The following is an 18,355-nucleotide window of genomic DNA, read 5'->3' as shown; positions in this document are numbered from 1 at the left end:
TTGAATCGCTATCCGTGCATACTGTATGATGCTGCCAGCAGCCACAATGGCAATTTTCGACACATTCACACTTTCCGATCAGAGGTGCCTGCCGGAGAACAGGTACTTCCTCCACGACCTCGGCACGTGTGTCGATGTATCCTGTGTACTCCGTTTTGGTTTTCAATGAGGCCCAAACTGCACTCGGTGCAGTTACAGAACCGGAGAATGAGGTATCCCACCGCCAAGTGCTAGGTGCCAGAAGAGTTAGGACTGTAGACATCTCCGTATTACGAGAGAAAAATTCGATGAGTGGAAATCCTTGTGATGCAGCGTCCATTGTTGCGTCCACCGATATGATCACGCTGTTTGCACTCGTTGGCAGTTCATTTCTCATTCTCGTGATCGTATATAAACAGAAAGTGATGGATACATTCGGCCGCATAAACCTCTTTTCGGGGCTAGCGACATTCTTCACTGTAATAGCGCAGCACGATCTGTTCGACCATTGCACAGGAGATATCCTTACGTGGAGTATGCTGTTCGCCCTTCTGTTCTCCATGATCGGGCTCGTTCATTCCATATTCGTGTACGGCCCGCGATCATCCAGCGCCGCGTCGTCGAACAAATCGTAAACCGGACCTCACACCGTCACCGTCAGCGTCGACGTAGATGTCCTCACTAAGAAGCGAATCTTCGTCTGTCCTCTCTTCATCACATTGAACGAGCGGACCAACGGAATTCCTCACGACAATAATCGTAGACAGAACAACCAATTACGCCTCGTTTAGGATCAGCTATCCCTCCCTCAACATTCAGAAGCATATTACTTTCCCTACAATTGATGGTACTACGCAGCGATTAGAAGTTACAACAGTTCGTTATTTAATCTCGACGGATGAATATATATCTCATAGAATATTGTTCTTCATCGTTCATCCACGTTTGTGGGTTAATAACGGCAGAACTTTTAGCCCGACGACGAAATTTTTCTATATGTCTTTCGTTTACGATAGAGTCGACGTACCGGAGGGAGGTGCAGCTATTGACGTAGTCGATCCCGAGTCCGACGAGCTAGACGTTCCCGAGGATCCGATCATTCCAATTATTCACGGTGATGGAATCGGGCAGGATGTTGGACCTGCCGCACAAACCGTCCTGCAGGCAGCAGCGAAGGCAACCGGACGTGAGATCCACTGGATGCGCGTCTACGCCGGTGAATCGGCCCGAGAGATGTACGACGAGAATCTTCCGGCAGACACCATCGAGGCGATGAAAGAGTTCAAGGTGTCAATCAAGGGGCCACTGACGACGCCGGTCGGAGCTGGATTCCGGAGTCTGAACGTCGCGCTGCGCAAGCGACTCGACCTCTATACGAACATGCGACCGACGTTCCACCTAGAGGGCGTCCCGTCACCGGTCAGCAGACCCGACCAGATGGATATGGTGTCGTTCCGGGAGAACACAGAGGACGTGTATGCGGGCATCGAGTGGGAGTCTGGTTCTGATGAAGTCGAAGCAGTTCGTGAATTCATCGAGGAGGAGATGGGCTACGGAGACACCATCCACGACGGACCGGTCGGTATCGGTATCAAGCCGATCACCGAATTTGGAACCAAGCGGCTGGTCCGGAAGGCCATCGACTACGCGCTCGAAAACGACCGCGACTCGGTGACGCTCGTCCACAAGGGGAACATCATGAAGTTCACCGAAGGCGCGTTCCGCGACTGGGGCTATGAGGTCGCTGACGAGGAGTACGGAAACGAAGTCATCACTGAGGATACGCTCTGGGAGGAACGCGACGGTGAGCCACCAGAAGACGCTGTCGTTGTCAACGACCGCATAGCCGACAACATGCTCCAGCAGATCCTCACTCGCACCGCTCAGTACGACGTGCTTGCGCTTCCGAACCTCAACGGTGATTACCTCTCTGATGCCTGTGGAGCACAGATCGGTGGGCTGGGCATTGCTCCCGGCGCGAACATCGGTGACGGCCTGTTCCTTGCCGAACCCGTTCACGGCTCCGCACCGAAGTACGCCGGACAAGACAAGGTCAACCCGACGGCTATGATTCTCTCCGGACGGATCATGCTCGAATACCTCGGCTGGAACGACGCTGCCGACCTCGTCCGTGACGCGCTTGAGGAGACGATCGCTTCCAAACAAGTCACCTACGACATCGAACGCCAGATCAGCGGCGGAACCAAACTCTCGACGAGCGACTTCGCGGGACACGTCGCCGAGAAGATTCACGATCTCGCGTAGAGGCGATCTACGAATAAGTCAACACTCTATTGATTCCACCCATCATCTCTCAACTTGGAATCATCTTTCTCCCTCTCCCTTTTCTCTCTTTTAGTACTTCGACTCTCCTCGTCTCATAGATAGGACGTGATGCTGTCGCACGATTCGATGATTTAAGTACTGGATTCTCGAACGTGAGGGTATGTACAGCGTGGTCGGCTGTCCGGAGTGTTCGGCGCTCAAGATTGTCGAGGACCGACCGGAGACGACACAGTGTCCCCGTTGTGGTCGCCAAACGAAATTCAAGAAGCTGCGGACGTTCTACCAGTCCGAGGAGATCGACGCTGCCCGCGAGATTCGTGCCCGGCTGTTCGCCGAGCAAAGCGGTCACGGGGAAGCGTACGCTGAGATCGATGAATTCGCCGAACTCGAAACCGACGAGGCGGTCGTGGGTACAGAAGAGTATCTCGAACACGCGGGTCTCGATCCTGCATCGATCGCGGACGCGGGCGAACGACTCACAACTGGAACCGGAGCAAGCAGGAGTCAGAAGGAAGTTGTCCTCGATGCGCTCCGTGAACTCGATCACCCGACACGAGAGGAGATCGCCGAATACGCAGACAGCGCGGGCGTATCTGCCGATTACGTCGAGAAGAGCATCGATAAACTCGTCCGATACGGGGAGGTAACCGAGAGTGGTGGGCGATATCGACTGCTGTAGTTACGTGGGTCGCGCGGCGAACGTCTCTGGAATGTCCCAGCGCTCGCTTCAATAATCGCATAAACGCTCGACCGGAGCAGCACGGTGTATGATATTCTACACCAATGATTTATACGGATGTACGTGGTGAATACGTCCGCAATGAAAGCAGTGGTCTTTCAGGGTCCTGAGGAACCGATGACGGTCGAGGAAGTCGACCGTCCCGACTGCGACGACGACGGCATCGTCGTCGAAACAGAGGCGTGTGGTGTCTGTCGCTCTGATTGGCACGCATGGAAGGGTGATTGGAGCTGGATCGGCCTGATGATGACACCCGGACTCGTTTTTGGACACGAGCCGTGTGGGACTGTCGTCGAAGTCGGTGATGAGGTCGAGAACGTTCGAGAAGGCGATCGTATTACCGCTCCGTTCAACATGAGCGACGGGACGTGCCGTCACTGCATGAGCGGCCGTGCGAACATCTGCAAGCGGTCAGTTCCGATGGGTTTTCTCCCGTTTCAGTCTGGGGCATACGCAGAAGAGTTCCCGGTGCGTGTTGCAGACCAGAACGCTATCGCGGTACCCGATGGGCTTGATGCAGTCGACGTTGCCGGTCTCGGCTGCCGATTTGCGACCGCCTTCCATGGTATTGCCCATCGAGTCAGTGTCGATCCCGGCGATACGGTTGCAGTGCACGGCTGTGGTGGTGTTGGTCTCTCAGCGATCATGACCGCGAACGCGCTCGGTGGTCGGGTCATTGCGATCGATCTCGACGATCGCAGCCTTGAGATGGCCGAAGAACTCGGTGCGGAGGAAACAGTCAACGTCTCTGAAGTTAAGGACGTGCCACAGTCGGTCAAAGCGTTCACCCCAAACAGCCGTGGCGTTGAGGTGAGCGTCGATGCGCTCGGTATCGCCGAAACTTGTCGAAACTCGGTTAACTCTCTCTGTAAGGGTGGTCAACACCTCCAGATCGGGCTCACGACCTCCGAAGAGGAAGGCGAGGTATCGCTGCCCGTCGATACGATGGTCTACGATGAACGGGAGTTCTACGGGTCGTATGGAATGCCACCGCACGAATACGACGAGATTTTCAGTATGATGGAAGCAGGGACGATCAATCCCGGGAAGATCGTCAGCGAAACAATTTCACTCGAGGACGTGCCGGACATGGTCGCTTCGATGGGTGAGTACGACACTGTCGGTATCCCTGTCTGTACTGAGTTCTAAGGCAGTTCTGGGATTTCTCCGAGTCGTTTCTCAGGTTTTATCCGAATTTCATTAGTACGTGTGGTATGATCGACAAACTCGGCCGTAGCGGTATCGTCGGTGTGCTTGTGATACTTAGTGGACTTGCGCTGATCGCACTCGCCAATCCGATGATCGCTGGTGGTCTCGTGCTCGTGCTTGTTGGCGTTGGTCTCATCGTTCATAGCCTGCTCAAATTCGCACTGAACGCACTAGGAATGGGTGGGATGCTCTGAAATTTATCCGCTGGTCGATTCGCCGCGCTCGGGATCGTGGTCTGCACGGTGTTCGCTGATGAGCTTATCGACTAGTTCCGATTTCTGGTCACGCCGGCGTTCTGCTGCCCGTTCACGCCAACCATCGATAGCCGATTCGACTTCGCGTTCTCGTGCAACAGCGAGTTCGTCTATCTCTTGGATCGTCACACCGTCGGCCGGTGCGATCGGAATTTCGTGTTCGAATAGTACATCGTCAGCGATATCGCTCAGCCCACCTTTCCGGAGGACGACGCGAGGGTCGCACGCAGCAAGCAGTTCTGCGGTACTCTTTCCCGCACCGCTTGCGTCTCGGAGGAGAATGACGTCACCAGAAACGAGTCCGAAGCGATCATCAGCGTCTTCGATCGATCGGCTCGTGAACTGCTCAATTACCTTCACCGGAACGAGACCTTTCTTTTCTTCCGAGACATCGGCGAAGTTCGAGTGATCGATTTTCCAGAGTTCTTTGAGTCGTTCGAGTTTATCTTCTAGTGACTGAATCGATTCGCGCTGTTCTTCGATCGTTCGCTCGAACTGCTTTGTTTTCCGTTCGAGTCTGACGACCTCGCGTCGCTCTCTTGCTTCTCGTCGCTCCTCCCGTCGGGCATCGCTCAGCTCTTGTTCGTACTCGTCGATGCGCTCATCCTTCGATGAGATCGTTTCTTCGAGCGTCTCGATGTGCGATTCGAGCCGAGTAATACGCTCTTTCAGTCGTTTAATCTGCTTCTCTTCGGGAGACGGTTCGCGCGGTTCGTGTGTTTCGGACTCAGATTCGGTATCATCGTCTTCGGTCAGATCCGAGACGACTGCTTCGACAGACTCATCGCCTGCGACGACTCGTGCGGTCACCTCGCCACGATTCAGTTGCGGTGGCACTTTCTTTGCGATGCGTTCGAACTGGTCCTCGTGGTCGTCGAACGCAAACAGCGCAGCCGCCATTGCGTCCCGTTCGTGATCGTTGTCGTAGCCCGCTTCTCGTGTGCGATGCTGTTTTCTGTCAATCGGAAGATCACGCTCGGGAGTCCACGCAGCGGCATCGAAGCTCCGGCGGATCTTCTCGACCGTCTCGGGAATGGGCGTCACGTCCGCTGCAACGACGATTGGTTGGCCGCGTTCGATGATCCACTTGGTGACGCTTGCAGTGTCTGCAGTGCGTGTCGAAAGCACGTCGAGCACTGTTCCACCGAGGTCGACGATGGCCACTGCGGTTGTCGTTCCGGGATCGATTCCGACGAGAATGTGATCGCGCCGCTTTGCAAGCGGCTGGAACTCGATTCCATCGCGCTGTTCGCGTTCGATTTCGATGCGCACATCGCCCGAACGCATCCGTGAGACCGGAATTTTTGCTGGTGGTGCTTCGACGGCAAACATCGCACGAGACAGGCCCCCATACTTTTCGGTCCGTTCGACCTCGAAGTCGAGTCCGGCCTCTTTCAGGCTCGTTTCGACCTCCCGAGACGTGGTCTTGACTGCGCCATGAATGCGTCGCGTATAGCGGTCCTCACTCCAGCCTCCCTTACCGGTCGAGCGGCCACGAGCGACCTTTACAGTCGTCGTATCCGAAAACGCACTCACCACGTAGCCGACGTTCGCGGCAGCAAGACGGGCTGCAGCCTCGGCTTCTTTCATGGGCTGCTTTCCGTACGAAACCCCATGACGAGAGGCAACCCGAGAGAGTGGCTCGGGGCGCTGTGCGCCCGTTACTTGTACGAGCCTCGTGCCTGCGGGTAGCTCGCGGAGAAACCGAATGAGCGCGTCCTTATCGGACGCGAGTTCGTACATGTTGTCCGTCGCGATCAGTGCTGGCTCTTCGCGTTCGATGAGTCGACGGAGCTTGCGAAACGAGACGACATCACGGTCAATTTGCTCGCCGTCGAATGCGACAACCGCGTAGGATGGGGCATCCCCACGCACGTCGCCACTCTGGATGTCAACCCCGAACACGACCGCATCAAGTGCATCCGCGCGGGTATTCACACCGTTTGCTAGGTATACGACGGGCATAAATCCATGGCGTCATCGGGTATCAGTCTGTGTGGTGGACTGCGAACTGGACGATTGATATATAATTGAATCGAATGGATGATTCTTTCCTGTCGAGTTCGCACGACACCCCGTACACTCCTCAGCCTCGATGTACCTGTGCAAACAGGCGTCGTTGCAGAGTAATTGCAGGACTACCCCACTGAAACGCGCTTGCCGTCTCGTTTCTCTCTTGTGATGAATACGGGATCGTGTCGGTCGACATCGCTCCCGGTACGCACATTCGATCATGCCACTATCACGATAGAAATGTCTGGAAATTGGTTCTACACCAACTCCCCACGAGCGACCGGAATCACTCGTCCACCGATCTCGACGGTTCCTGAGCTGTCTGCACGCAGATGGAGCCGGGACGGGCGGCCCATCTCGTGCCCTTGGTTTACACGGAGATCCACGCGTTCGCTGTCGCCGTGGGAAGCGAGATAGCCTGCGAGACAGCCGTTTGAGCTTCCCGTCGCCGGATCCTCGGGAACACCGTAGTATGGCGCGAACACACGCACTGCGAGGTCGGCGTCGTCGCTCGGTTCGGTACAGAAGGCGAGCACGTTCTTTGCCTCTCGGTCTTCGACCATCGAATCGTAGGCTTGTCGATCGATTTCGATCCGTTCGAGCGCGCTTCGATGTGCGAGGGGAACAATGATCGTCGGGAGTCCTGTCGAGACGACCTGTATGGGATATTCTTCATCATCACCGAGATCATCCGCCGTGAGCGAGAGGACTTCTGTGAGCGTTTCAGGATCGAGGCGCTCGCCGAACTCGGGTGATTGTTGTGTCATCCAAAGGTGCTCTCGATCGCCATCACGCTCGGCTCGCACCGGTATTCGTCCAACAGGAAGCCGAAGGTCGATTTCGTTGTCCACATCAGTTTGCTCTTGAATTACCGAGGCTGTTCCGAGCGTCGGATGTCCGGCGAACGGAATTTCTTCGTTTGGCGTGAAAATTCGCACATCTCGCTCGTCGAACGACTCGATAAACGTCGTCTCGGAGTAATTCATCTCAGCAGCAATCTGCTGCATCTTCTCCTCTGTCAGTTCTCCGAGACTCTCGACGACCGCAAGCTGGTTTCCGGCGTACGCGCGTTCTGCGAACACGTCAACCAAGTGAAAGCGCATACAATGCCCTCTCTACGAGCTATGAAAAGCATTGGCGAACCGTGTGAAATGATCACACGTCTTTGATGGGGAAATGAGCGTTACTCGTCAGGGAACGGGATGTCGAATTCGTCTCCGTCGTCTGGGGTGTAGAGTTCACCGTCGAACACCTCACGAGCCTCGCGTTCGAGCGGAGCGACGTGACCGCCGTACCGGGTTGAAACGTGCGTGAGCGCAAGTCGTCTCGCTCCGGCCCGATCTGCCACTGTCGCCGCCTCGGCTGCAGTTGAGTGGCCTGTGGGTCGTGCTCGCTCGGCGTTGTCGTCCCCGAACGTCGCATCGTGTATCAACAGGTCGGCGTCCTGTGCGATTTCGACAGTCGTGTCTGTCGGTCTCGTGTCACCTGTGTAGACGAATCGCCGCCCCGGACGGGACGGACCGACGACCTGCTCTGGATGGACAACGCTCCCGTCGTCCAGTTCGACAGACTCGCCGCGGTGAAGTTGGCTGAACTTCGGCCCAACAGGAACGCCGAGCTTCTCTGCTTTTTCACGGTCAAATCGTCCCTTTCGATCGTCTTCGATGAGAGCGTAGCCGACCGATCGAGTCCGGTGCTCAGTTTCGAACGCGCGGATTTCGTACCCGTCACCGCGAACGACGACTGATCCTGGACGGGCCTCGTGAACAGCGACTGTATACGAGGGTCGCGTGCCGATGACGCCGATGAGAGCCTCAACCTGCGATTTCGTTCCTGGTGCCGTGTGGATTGCGAGCGGCAGCTCCCGTTCGTTGAAATCCCACGTCTGGCACAGTCCGGGGAGACCGAGGACGTGATCGCCGTGAAGATGTGTGAGAAAAACGTGCGAAACGTCGAACCCGGTCCCGTACCGCATCATCTGGCGCTGGGTGCCCTCACCGCAATCGAAGAGAAACCGCTTGCCAGCCCGTCGGAGGAACACTGCGCTGGTGTTGCGTTCGGTCGTCGGGATGGCACCACTCGTCCCGAGAAACGTCACGTGCATATTCCTATTCCCCGTGCTGGTCGGATATCCGCTTCGAAACACCAGCGAAGGTTTTTCTCGATTCGTGTGGATACAACAGGATAAGCATGGACAGTACCCTCCGTAGACGTGTTTCGGACAATGTGACGCGTATCGTGTCTCTCCTCATCCTCGGTGGCGGATTCGTCGCTCTGTTTGCAGGATTCGATTACTTCTTTCTCATTTGGATTATCGGATACGTCGTTCTCCTCCCGATTATCTCTATTCTCACGGGCGAAGCGGATACGGATGACTCTGATTGGAATGGCTCGGACGCACAGGACGAAACAGAACACGAGCGTCCCGCGACCGATCAACAATCCTCGACAACGACGACCGACGCTCTCTCCACGCTCCGCGAGCGCTACGCACGTGGTGATCTCACCGACGAACAGTTCGAACGAAAGCTCGATCGACTTCTCGAAACAGAGACGCCCGAAACCGCGGCCGAGTGGCGCAAACGAACAACGCGTGATATCGAAGACAAAACTGAAACCGAAACTGAAACTGAGTTTGAGTGAGCGTCAGATGGGTGCTGGTCGGTCTGGAGTGAGATGGAGAGACGAAGAACCGACCGATTCTTACCCGTTTGGTTCGAGGTGTGTGTATGGACGCCCCGCTGTGGATTGAATCGCATTTACCGACAGTAGAGGAGCTTCCACAGCAACAGGTACGCGATGCGCTCACGCTCGCTGTTGACGAGCCGATGAACCTCATCCTTGCTGGTCCACAGGGTGCTGGCAAGACCGCTGCTGTCCGCGCGCTCGCTCAAAAAGCACACAACGACCCGGAGAATGATCTCATTGAGCTGAACATCGATGACGTGTTTTCCCGGACGAAAACGGAGATCAAGAATGATCCCCGGTTCGCCCCATTTCTCGTCGGACGGAGCCGGCTCTCAAAGCGTGACATGATCAACCACGTGATCAAGGAATCTGCGGGTTATGCTCCCGTTTCGGGCACGTACAAGACCATACTGCTCGATAACGCCGAATCCATCCGCGAAGACTTTCAGCAAGCGCTCCGCCGGGTCATGGAGCAATACTATCGGACAACACAGTTCGTCATCGCCACGCGCCAGCCCTCGAAACTAATCGCGCCGATCCGTTCGCGGTGTTTCACCGTGCCGGTCCGCGCGCCAAGCCACGACGAGATTGTGACGGCACTCGTGCGAGTACTCGACGCGGAAGGCGTCGACTACAATGATGAGGGTGTCGAGTACGTCGCAGGCTATGCTGGTGGCGATCTCCGCCGAGCAATGCTCGGTGCACAAACGACATACGAGGACACAGGGGAGGTGACGATGTCTGCTGCCTACGAAGCACTCGGGACGATCAAGCTGACGGATGCGACTGAGGAAATGCTCACCGCTGCCGAAGACGGTGAATTCTCGGATGCACGGAAGACGCTTGATGAGCTTCTCATCGAAGAAGGCTACAGCGGAGCCGAAGTGTTGACCGATCTCCTTGCGGTTGCACGCTCGCGCTACTCGGGTCGAAAGCTCGCATCGTTCCACCGTCTCGCTGGCGAGGTCGACATGAATCTCACCGAGGGAACGAGTGACCGTCTCCATCTCTCACGGCTCCTCGCGGAAATCGGTCGGTGAGATCTCTCTACGGATACGTGCTGAAATCCGATCTCGATAGAGGCGTAAGAAGCCGGTGAATGCTAGCATCGAAGCGACTGCACTCGCTCCAACCCGAAGCCAATGACCCATCTGAAACTCCTGAGCAGTCTGCTGTAGGTATGCGGCGGAGTGAACAGCCGTTCCCTCTGTGAACATAATCGTGTTGCGGGGCCAGAAATAAATGACAGAAAGGAGAAATTCGCCTACTACCATGAGCAATACGCTCCCCAGTATCCAGTAACGAGCCGACTTCACTCGCCAGCCGAAGATCAGGGTCGCAACGCCAGAGAGCAACCCAAGCATACCGACGGGAGGGAAGAAGTCTCCTGGACCTCTGATGACCATGAACTCCATCGCAACTTCGAGGGAGTGAGGGACATCGTGGAAAATGTCTGGGTAGATGATCAACGTCTCGAAGACGAGGGCACCGAGATGAAGCAGTACTACCCACACATACACTAAGCTGAACACAAACGAGATCTGTCGTCTATTCACGTCTTGTAGTTTCATACAACCTCTGTCTACATCTGTGGCCCCGTTTGTTCAAAATGCAAACAGCACGGTCGCTGAGACGGCAATCACGCACAACACTTATTTAATAGCAGACGGCCCCGTCGCAGCTTGAGGATAGTCATCAAATAAAAGTAGATGTAAAAATAAAAATAAAATGATGTGTAGGTACTGTAGCTAGCGATGATAGACGCTGTAACAGGCGAATGAATGACTGATTACTGTTGTCGCGGTACGCCGATGTTTTGGAGGTACCCACCGCACCGAGAACAGAGCCGTCCGTCCTCGTCTGTCATCACGCGCTTGCCACAGTCAACACACTCATAATACGGCTTACTCTTTGAGGCAGGGTCGTGTGGCATGATAGATAACACGAGATAACTGATGATAAGTGTTACCACTGCACATGAAATATAGCTGTAGGGATTTGTTGACTATTGGCGTCTCTATTCTAAGACGAGGATGTATCGCGTCAATGATTTGTGGACGCGCCGTTCGAAGGAGCCCTCGATGGTCCAACCAGTCGCTTCTGCCACCTCGTCCCACTGACGATCAGCAACGAGCACCGTTCGAGAGGCGACGCGCCTCGCCTCGTCGAGCGACGCACTCACGAGCGATGGGAGGCCGTTTTCGTTCGCGTTCCCTTCGTCTTCACTGGAAACAATCTTTGATTGACGGCCATAGGGAGCGTCGAACACGATAGCGTCGATCTCACCGTCCCGAAACGGCAATCGCGTTGCATTTCCTTGAAGGATATCGCCGGATCCAGTCTCTGTATCGGAGTCTGAGCCAGTGTCGAGATAACGATTGAGGTTTTTGTCCGCGCCATGGACCATCTTCGGCTGAACGTCAAGGCCAATCACGTCCGCACCAACCAGTCCAGCTTCAACGAGAATACCACCGGTTCCGCACATCGGATCGAGGATACGGACGCCGGGTCGAGCGCCAGCGATATTAACGAGTGCGCGAGCAAGCAATGGATCCATACTTCCCGGTTGGAAGAACGGTCGCTTCGTGGGCATTCGATCCCCGAAGTTGCGGACGCTTCGTGCGGTGAGCCAGCCGAGCGCGCAGGTGTCTGCCGAAAATAGCGCTCGCAGCTCGTGATCCGGTGCATCGAGATCGACGGCAAAGCCTCGGCGTGTGAGAACACGCCCAAGTGCACGCTCTATGCGTTGTGTATCGACCTCTGATGTTCCGCGAACATCGCGCGCACGAACCGCAACCGTCCCCGTACGATCAATGGATGCCTGTTCGAGGAGTGATCGCGCGTCCGCAACAGTTGCTGTGGTGTGGCCGATGAGCACGCTTGCGCGCCGAGTAAGCGCGAGGGATTCGATCTGAGAGACACTACGAGCACTCACAAGCCCCGGTGCGAGTTCTGAGACTCCTGAACAGCTACTCGCTGCCTCGCGTGCGGCAAACGCGTCGTCCTCGCCGGCCAGCTCCAGGACGTACACACACAGATTCACCAGCCACGACCAATGAGCCTACCGATTGATCGATGTATCGACCTATCAGTTCAACCCCCGTACCTTTATAAGCCTTAAATACGATCTTTAAGTCGAACGATGACCGATCCAAAGGAAACAATCAACATCGAGAACGTCGTTGCTTCCACGGGCATCGGCCAAGAGCTCGACTTACAAAGCGTCGCGATGGATTTGGAGGGGGCTGATTACGATCCGGAGCAGTTCCCGGGGCTGGTGTACCGCACACAGAACCCGAAATCTGCGGCACTCATCTTCCGTTCTGGAAAGATTGTCTGCACGGGCGCAAAATCAACAGACGACGTTCATGAAAGTCTTCGTATCGTTTTCGACAAACTTCGTGATCTCAATATTCAGGTGGACGAAAGTCCGGAGATCGTCGTTCAGAATATCGTTACGAGCGCCGACCTCGGACGCACGCTCAATTTGAACGCAATTGCGATCGGTCTCGGTCTTGAGAACATCGAATACGAGCCAGAACAGTTCCCCGGTCTCGTCTACCGGCTCGATGCGCCGGATGTCGTCGCGCTGCTCTTTGGCTCGGGCAAGCTCGTCATCACGGGCGGCAAACAGCCAAAAGACGCAGAAGAAGCAGTCGATAAGATCGTTTCTCGCTTGTCCGAACTCGGACTGCTGGATTAATTGTAGTTCACTCTCTTCGTAGCGTACAAGCACCCGACGGATCAACGAATTGTATGGGTCTTCCGATGCAGGCTGATGCGAGTGGCGCTGGACTGTTGGCGTATCTCGTTACGTTCCTGATCGCGTGGGTGTTCTACGCCGCAACGCTGCATCTCGCCGCTCTGTACGTCATCGGTGATACGCCACACCAGCGCGCGACGCTCGCCGCGGCGGTTCCTGCATTCGTTTCTCTCTTTATACAGCAGTACGAACCGCTCGTCGTCATTCCGATTCTGTTTCTCACTGACGCCGTCGCTATCCACTTCGTCTACCAGCTGTACGCGCGGATGACGCTCGTTCTCACACTTGCTCACTACGCCATCGCCGCCATCATCGGGTTCGCGCTGTATAACATCATTACCCTCCTCGCTCTCACCTGATGATCCCGCTTTCTCTCGATTACCGTTCGTCTGTTTGATTACGAGCGGTGATTCAGGTTCCACCAGTCATGCCACAAGCCGTTCGATTTCAGTGACGAGGATGTCGCTTGCACCCTGTTCGCGTAGCTTCGAGATCGTCTCGAATACGTCACCCTCGTCGACGACAGCGTGGACAGCAAGCGCGTCCTGTCCGGCGATGTCCATCACAGTCGGGCCACCGAGACCGGGAATGACGCTTCTCACGTCCTCAAGCTGCTCATGAGGGACGTTCATCATCAAGTAGCGCTTTCCATCGGCGGCGAGAACGGACTGGATCGCGGTCTGAATCTGATTGACTTTCTGATCCTCGGCGGTGTCCGGACGGGCGAACAGCCGGACCGAGCTTTCCATTACCTCTTCAATAGTCGCAAGTCGGTTCATTCGAAGAGTCGTGCCTGTGCTGGTAATATCGATGATCGCATCGGCGATGTCTACGTGCGGTGTCAGCTCTGTTGCCCCTGACACTTCAGCGATGGTCGGGCTAACACTAGTCTCGGCAAAATACGAACGGGCAATTTCTGGGAACTCGGTTGCGACTGTTCCTCCGGCGAGATCTTCAACACACTCGATGTTGCCGTCTTCGGGAGCAGCGAGAACGAGGCGACAGCGACCGAAGCCGAGATCGAGCAGATCAACGAGGTCAGTCCCAGATTCGCGTGCTTGATCGAAACCTGTTATACCCACTGAAGCTGCGCCATCAGCGACGTATTCCGGGATATCGGCTGCACGCGCAAAAAGAACGGTCACATCGGGATCGACGGTTTCTGCATACAGCTTCCGGTCCGCCCCGTCGATAAGATGCAGGCCGGCCCGCTCTAAGAGGTCGATGGTTGGCTGGTGCAATCGTCCCTTGTTGGGCACGGCAATACGCATTACGGGCACTTCACGCCCACGAATGAATTGCTTTTGCTTTTGTCCTCGTTCTCCGCAATCCACATCAATTTGTGAATCATCTGTTTAACATGCGGAAAGTTTATTAATGTTGCCTACACCGTGACTATCATGATTGTGGGTAACAAATATCCCTGGGAATATACTGACAGTAATTGTACCGCATACAAGAGGTGTATGCGCAGATGAGTGCGGGAAAAGCGAAAGCGTCGAATCAGACAAGTGAGACATCGGAGTCGGATTCAACACCTACACAATCTGATCTGAAAGAGTACTGGCGACGAAACCTCAAGCTCATTGCTGGACTGTTCGTCATCTGGTTCATCGTCTCGTTTCTCTTTGGGATCATCTTGGCAGAGCCGTTGTCGAACGTTTACATCGGAAACATCCCGGTCCCCTTCTGGTTCGCCCAGCAGGGTTCAATTATCGTGTTTGTCATCCTAATTTTCGTCTATGCACGACAAATGAACAAATTAGACCGCGAATTTGGGGTGGAGGACTAACATGATGCTCGAAACGATGCTCGCTCTTTTTGCGCCCGTCATTGCACAACTCGGACTTGGTGTCGATGCGTGGAGTCTGATCCTGATCGTCGGCACAGTGATCGTCTACTTCGTCGTCGCAATCGCAACCCACGTCACCGATACCGACGAGTTCTACGTCGCAGACCGATCGATTCCGGCGATCGTAAATGGTGCTGCGGTCGCTGCTGACTGGATGTCTGCAGCGTCGTTCATCTCATTAGCAGGTCTCGTCTCGTTCCTCGGGTACGACGGAACCATCTACCTGATGGGATGGACTGGTGGGTACGTGGTACTCGCCCTGCTGATCGCGCCCTACCTGCGAAAGTACGGCAAGTATACGATTCCGGATTTCATTGGTGATCGATACTATTCGGATACGGCGCGTGGTGTGGCCGCGCTTGCGACCCTGTTCGTCTCGCTCACCTACATCGCCGGACAGATGCGCGGTGTCGGGATCGTTCTCAGTCGATTTTTAGGATTGGACATCACGATTGGGATCATCGTCGCGCTCGGTCTCGTCGCTCTCATCGGTGTGATCGGCGGGATGGAGGCGATTACGTGGACGCAGGCGATCCAATACACGGTGTTGATACTCGCCTTCTTGATCGTGACTGCGGCAATCTCACTTGACCTCACGGGCAATCCGTTCCCACAGATGGCGCTCGTCACGAGCGACATCGGTGCACGGCTAACACAGCTTCAAGCCGATATTCAGATGGGACGATATATTGTTCCGTTCCGTGAATACTCTCAGCTACAGGTCTTTGCCATCGCGCTCACGCTCATGATCGGAACGGCTGGGCTTCCCCACGTCATCATGCGCTTTTACACGGTCCCGAGCGCATCAGACGCACGTCGATCGGCCGGATACGCGCTGTTTTTCATCTCGCTGCTCTACCTCAGCGCTCCGGTGCTTGCGATCTTCGCGAAGTTCAACCTGATTCAGACGCTCAACGGCGAGTCAGTCTCAACGGCTCAGAACATTCCATGGGTTGAACGATGGTCCCAGACTGGCTTACTCACGATAAATGATAAGAACGGCGACGGCGTCATCCAGATGACCCAGAGCTTAACCTCGGAAGCCAGTGAGGTTTTCATCGATCCAGATATCATCGTGCTTGCGACGCCCGAGGTTGCGGGTCTCGCTCCTATCGTCATCGGACTGGTTGCCGCAGGCGGTCTCGCCGCGGCGCTTTCGACCGCCGACGGACTCCTCATCGCAATGTCCAGTGCGGTCAGCCACGACATCTACTACAAGATCTTCAATGAGGAGGCCTCCCAGCGCAAACGGCTCCTCGTTGCACGGATCGTCATTCTCGCTGCGGCCGTTGTCGCGGCGTATCTCGGTATCAATCCGCCAGGATTCGTTGCAGAGGTGGTTGCGATTGCGTTCGGTCTCGCGGCTGCGAGTCTCTTCCCACCTATACTACTCGGGATCTTCGACCGCCGGATGAACCGGGAGGGCGCGATTACCGGTCTGCTCGTTGGCCTGATCTTCACCCTCGTCATGGTGGTCTTGATGCGTGCCAACGTGGTGCTCGGATTCGAGGAACCGCTGCTCGATAGCTTCCTCGGACTCGGTGCGCTCGGAATTGGACTCTACGGTTCGATCCTCAATTTCGCGGTTGCGCTCATCATCTCACGGTTCACTCCCGCCCCACCCGACGATGTCATCGAACTGGTTGAGGAGATCCGATACCCGCGCGGCTCCCGAGAGGCCATTGCGGCCGACGGTGGCTCCGAAACGACGAGTGACGACTGAATATCGAGACGGAGGAATTTCGAGTCAATGAAGCGGCCAGAACCGCGCGAACTCGTGATCCTCTCTGTCCGGAGAGCACTCGGTGTCTCGATTGTGTTGTTCGCATTCTACCTCTCGTTGCACGTCCTCGGGCGCTATCGGTTTCTCACGCCCAGTGATATCGTCACGATCCTTGGTCTCGTGTTCGCTGGCACGTGGCTCGGTATCGGATTCAGCGTGCTCTCACCGCTTCCTGAAGAACGCGGACTGCCCCGTGTGATCCGAACCGCTCTCCTCGTCATTCCTGCGCTGGGAATCGGTGTCGCCATTCAGATCGTCCTCAAAGGCGCTCGCTCGGATATGGCTATTTATGCGATCTTCGCGCTGGCTGCATGGCTCGGCTCGACGTTCATCAAAGAGGACGGTGATCAAGACGGATATCTCGATTGAGAGAGCCGAGATGTCCATCGTCTCGGTGATTTCTTCACCCATCAATAGAGCACACTCTCACGATCGGGTTGACCCGATGGATTGACACTGTTCCGGGGAAAACCGGCGTTTATGACCACGCTCGGTATCACCGACGGAAACGTCCTTCACCCCGATATGTCCGTCTCTGAGGCGGACGTACTCATCGATCAATCAACCGGCGAGATAATCGATGTCGATCGAGAGATCGGGATGAGTGGCGACGAGCAACTGGACGCAACGGATTCGCTCGTCATTCCCGGGTTGATCAACGCACACACCCACCTCGCAATGACGCTTTTGCGTGGCTACGCGGACGACAAACCGCTCGAAACGTGGCTCCGTGAGGATATCTGGCCCATTGAGTCTGAACTCACGCCCGAAGATGTCCGAGTCGGAACCCAACTCGGGATGGCGGAAATGATCCGCTCTGGAACAACTGGCTTCACCGACATGTATTTTTACGTGCCCGAGGTCGCCGCTGCCGTCGAAGCAGCGGGAATGCGTGCACGGCTCGGTCACGGCGTCGTTACTGTCGGAAAGGCTGACGCTGCGGTCGAAGCTGATATCGAGGAGGGCCTTCGCGTTGCGCGCGATGTCGCTGATAGTGATCGCATCTCGACAGCGGTCATGCCACATAGTCTTACGACTGTCTCGGAGTCATCGCTGTCCGAGATGGCTGCTCGCGCCCGCGATATCGGTGTTCCGATTCACACCCACGTCAACGAGACGAAAGACGAGGTCGAACCGATCGTCGAGGAACAGGGCGTTCGTCCGGTCGAGTACGCTCGTTCGTGCGGTCTCTTTCATTCAGAGGACTACATCGCACACGGCGTTCACCTCAATACGTCCGAAATCGATATCCTCGCAGAGACTGGTGCCGGTGTCGTCCACTGTCCGGCTTCGAACATGAAGCTCGCAAGCGGAATGGCTCCCGTGCAGGCGATGCTCGACGCTGGCGTTACAGTTGGACTCGGAACCGACGGCGTGGCTGCGAACAACGACCTCGATATGTTTGGTGAGATGCGCGACGCAGCGATGGTCGGAAAGATCGCTGCCGACGATGCAAGTGCTGTCGCCGCTCCCGATGTTGTGCGGATGGCAACCCAAGGGAGTGCCGACTGTGTCGGCTTCGAGAGCGGACAGATCGAACCCGGTGCCCCCGCCGATCTTGCCGTCCTCGACCTCGACCGTCCACACCTCACGCCCGCACACGATCTCGTGAGTCACCTCGCGTACGCCGCGACTGGCGCAGATGTACGCCACACTGTCTGCGACGGACGCGTCCTCATGCGCGAGCGCGAACTGCTCACCATCGATGCAGCCACAGTCAGAGCAGAGGCAGCAACGAGAGCGGCCGACCTCGTCGCCAGAGCCGAGTAGTCGTTGCTGTTGCTATCGG

The 18,355-nt window shown here is 55.9% G+C and carries 20 protein-coding genes; 13 read left to right on the top strand and 7 right to left on the bottom strand.

Annotation, left to right across the window (positions count from 1 at the left end; all coding sequences use genetic code 11):
* Positions 1–287: 287 nt before the first annotated feature.
* The 5 genes from MW898_RS13170 to MW898_RS13150 all read left to right on the top strand — a co-directional run bounded on the left by MW898_RS13170 (position 288) and on the right by MW898_RS13150 (position 4,407).
* A complete protein-coding gene (locus tag MW898_RS13170; protein WP_248908106.1) occupies positions 288–614 on the top strand; it encodes a hypothetical protein in 327 nt (108 codons plus the stop codon).
* Positions 615–975: 361 nt separating this feature from the next.
* A complete protein-coding gene (icd, locus tag MW898_RS13165) occupies positions 976–2,244 on the top strand; it encodes an isocitrate dehydrogenase (NADP(+)) (protein ID WP_248908104.1) in 1,269 nt (422 codons plus the stop codon).
* Between the two features lie 181 nt (positions 2,245–2,425).
* On the top strand, positions 2,426–2,944 hold the full coding sequence (locus MW898_RS13160; RefSeq protein ID WP_248908088.1) for a DUF5817 domain-containing protein: 519 nt from the start codon (positions 2,426–2,428) through the stop codon (positions 2,942–2,944).
* Between the two features lie 141 nt (positions 2,945–3,085).
* Positions 3,086–4,153 carry a zinc-dependent alcohol dehydrogenase family protein gene (locus MW898_RS13155; RefSeq protein ID WP_248908079.1) on the top strand — a complete coding sequence of 356 codons (1,068 nt, stop codon included), beginning with the start codon at positions 3,086–3,088 and terminating at the stop codon, positions 4,151–4,153.
* A gap of 65 nt (positions 4,154–4,218) precedes the next feature.
* A complete protein-coding gene (locus MW898_RS13150) occupies positions 4,219–4,407 on the top strand; it encodes a DUF7470 family protein (RefSeq protein ID WP_248908077.1) in 189 nt (62 codons plus the stop codon).
* 3 nt (positions 4,408–4,410) lie between these two features.
* Here MW898_RS13150 and MW898_RS13145 read toward each other — a convergent pair whose 3' ends face one another.
* The 3 genes from MW898_RS13145 to rnz all read right to left on the bottom strand — a co-directional run bounded on the left by MW898_RS13145 (position 4,411) and on the right by rnz (position 8,584).
* Positions 4,411–6,405: a DUF460 domain-containing protein gene (locus tag MW898_RS13145; protein WP_248908075.1), complete on the bottom strand. Its 1,995-nt coding sequence runs from the start codon at positions 6,403–6,405 to the stop codon at positions 4,411–4,413.
* A 332-nt stretch (positions 6,406–6,737) separates the two neighbouring features.
* Positions 6,738–7,583 (bottom strand): PhzF family phenazine biosynthesis protein, encoded by an 846-nt coding sequence (locus MW898_RS13140; protein WP_248908073.1) that lies wholly within the window; start codon positions 7,581–7,583, stop codon positions 6,738–6,740.
* An 80-nt stretch (positions 7,584–7,663) separates the two neighbouring features.
* Complete coding sequence (gene rnz / locus MW898_RS13135) at positions 7,664–8,584, bottom strand: ribonuclease Z (protein WP_248908071.1); 921 nt, start codon at positions 8,582–8,584, stop codon at positions 7,664–7,666.
* Positions 8,585–8,670: 86 nt separating this feature from the next.
* Between rnz and MW898_RS13130 the strand changes: the two genes are divergently transcribed.
* Positions 8,671–9,123, top strand: a complete 453-nt coding sequence (locus tag MW898_RS13130) for an SHOCT domain-containing protein (protein WP_248908068.1) — start codon at positions 8,671–8,673, stop codon at positions 9,121–9,123.
* 86 nt (positions 9,124–9,209) lie between these two features.
* Complete coding sequence (locus tag MW898_RS13125) at positions 9,210–10,208, top strand: AAA family ATPase (RefSeq protein ID WP_248908066.1); 999 nt, start codon at positions 9,210–9,212, stop codon at positions 10,206–10,208.
* Here MW898_RS13125 and MW898_RS13120 read toward each other — a convergent pair.
* The 3 genes from MW898_RS13120 to MW898_RS13110 form a co-directional block, all read right to left on the bottom strand.
* The gene (locus tag MW898_RS13120) at positions 10,179–10,739 is read right to left on the bottom strand and encodes a DUF1772 domain-containing protein (RefSeq protein ID WP_248908064.1); all 561 of its coding nucleotides are present in this window, start codon (positions 10,737–10,739) and stop codon (positions 10,179–10,181) included. The two genes, MW898_RS13125 and MW898_RS13120, sit on opposite strands and share 30 nt — an antisense overlap.
* 218 nt (positions 10,740–10,957) lie before the next feature.
* A complete protein-coding gene (locus MW898_RS13115) occupies positions 10,958–11,101 on the bottom strand; it encodes a rubrerythrin-like domain-containing protein (RefSeq protein WP_248908063.1) in 144 nt (47 codons plus the stop codon).
* 84 nt (positions 11,102–11,185) lie between these two features.
* Positions 11,186–12,199: a methyltransferase domain-containing protein gene (locus tag MW898_RS13110; RefSeq protein WP_248908054.1), complete on the bottom strand. Its 1,014-nt coding sequence runs from the start codon at positions 12,197–12,199 to the stop codon at positions 11,186–11,188.
* Between the two features lie 111 nt (positions 12,200–12,310).
* On the opposite strand from MW898_RS13110, the gene MW898_RS13105 reads away from it, so the two are divergent.
* Entirely contained in the window at positions 12,311–12,871 is a 561-nt protein-coding gene (locus MW898_RS13105; protein ID WP_248908052.1) for a TATA-box-binding protein, read from the top strand.
* Positions 12,872–12,924: 53 nt separating this feature from the next.
* A complete protein-coding gene (locus MW898_RS13100) occupies positions 12,925–13,290 on the top strand; it encodes a DUF7473 family protein (protein ID WP_248908044.1) in 366 nt (121 codons plus the stop codon).
* Between the two features lie 66 nt (positions 13,291–13,356).
* Here the strand turns inward: MW898_RS13100 and hisG are convergent, their stop codons facing one another.
* Positions 13,357–14,202 carry an ATP phosphoribosyltransferase gene (gene hisG / locus MW898_RS13095; RefSeq protein WP_248908042.1) on the bottom strand — a complete coding sequence of 282 codons (846 nt, stop codon included), beginning with the start codon at positions 14,200–14,202 and terminating at the stop codon, positions 13,357–13,359.
* A gap of 203 nt (positions 14,203–14,405) precedes the next feature.
* On the opposite strand from hisG, the gene MW898_RS13090 reads away from it, so the two are divergent.
* The 4 genes from MW898_RS13090 to MW898_RS13075 all read left to right on the top strand — a co-directional run bounded on the left by MW898_RS13090 (position 14,406) and on the right by MW898_RS13075 (position 18,336).
* Positions 14,406–14,723 (top strand): DUF4212 domain-containing protein, encoded by a 318-nt coding sequence (locus MW898_RS13090; protein ID WP_248908035.1) that lies wholly within the window; start codon positions 14,406–14,408, stop codon positions 14,721–14,723.
* 1 nt (position 14,724) lies between these two features.
* A complete protein-coding gene (locus tag MW898_RS13085) occupies positions 14,725–16,506 on the top strand; it encodes a sodium:solute symporter family protein (protein ID WP_248908033.1) in 1,782 nt (593 codons plus the stop codon).
* A 27-nt stretch (positions 16,507–16,533) separates the two neighbouring features.
* Complete coding sequence (locus tag MW898_RS13080; protein WP_248908031.1) at positions 16,534–16,935, top strand: hypothetical protein; 402 nt, start codon at positions 16,534–16,536, stop codon at positions 16,933–16,935.
* 111 nt (positions 16,936–17,046) lie between these two features.
* Positions 17,047–18,336 (top strand): amidohydrolase, encoded by a 1,290-nt coding sequence (locus MW898_RS13075; protein ID WP_248908029.1) that lies wholly within the window; start codon positions 17,047–17,049, stop codon positions 18,334–18,336.
* The last annotated feature ends 19 nt before the right edge of the window (positions 18,337–18,355 follow it).

Source organism: Halocatena marina (genome assembly GCF_023276375.1).
GTDB classification, from domain to species: Archaea; Halobacteriota; Halobacteria; order Halobacteriales; family Haloarculaceae; genus Halocatena; species Halocatena marina.
Note: the sequence above shows the minus strand (reverse complement) of the source record. Positions and strands in the feature narration are given on the sequence as shown.